Raw genomic sequence first — 559 nt, forward strand, 5'->3', positions numbered from 1 at the left:
TAGGACTTCCAGATTTTTCGACCTTTGAAAAAGCTAGTGATGTTCAAACTGCTATTACAAGTGCAATTAAAGGAATTGCACCGACAGATTTAACAAATTATCCGACTAAGAGTGATGTAACAACTGAAATAAGTACTGCTGTATCTGGAATTAAACCAACGGATTTAAGTAATTATCCAACCAAAACTGATGTAACAACTGAAATAAGTAGTGCTGTGTCTGGAGCAAAACCAGATTTAACAAATTACCCTACAAGGTCAGAAATGACTACGGCAATAACTAAGGCAACACCAGACGTATCTAGTTTTGTGAATATGACACAGGTTCAAAGTGCAATAACTAATGCTAACATTGTTCTTAAAAAGGTATGGGAGGTTAATGACTAATTTTAAAAAGGTAGGGGAGGTTAATGACTAATTTTAAGAAAGTAGGAGAGATTAATGACTGACATAGTTCAAATGTCAAAGGATGGAGCAAAATTCTATCCACAAACACATGCACAAGCTGTATTAGGACTTCCAGATTTTTCGACCTTTGAAAAAGCTAGTGATGTTCAAAC

General features: G+C 35.1%; 1 protein-coding gene. It reads left to right on the forward strand.

Annotated features, from left to right (window positions below):
- Positions 1 to 386, forward strand: a 386-nt coding sequence (locus tag FD33_RS12740) for a hypothetical protein (protein WP_162256978.1), incomplete at its 5' end; no start/stop codon positions are given.
- Between the last annotated feature and the right edge of the window lie 173 nt (positions 387 to 559).

This window comes from Companilactobacillus paralimentarius DSM 13238 = JCM 10415, assembly GCF_001434985.1.
Classification (GTDB): domain Bacteria; phylum Bacillota; class Bacilli; order Lactobacillales; family Lactobacillaceae; genus Companilactobacillus; species Companilactobacillus paralimentarius.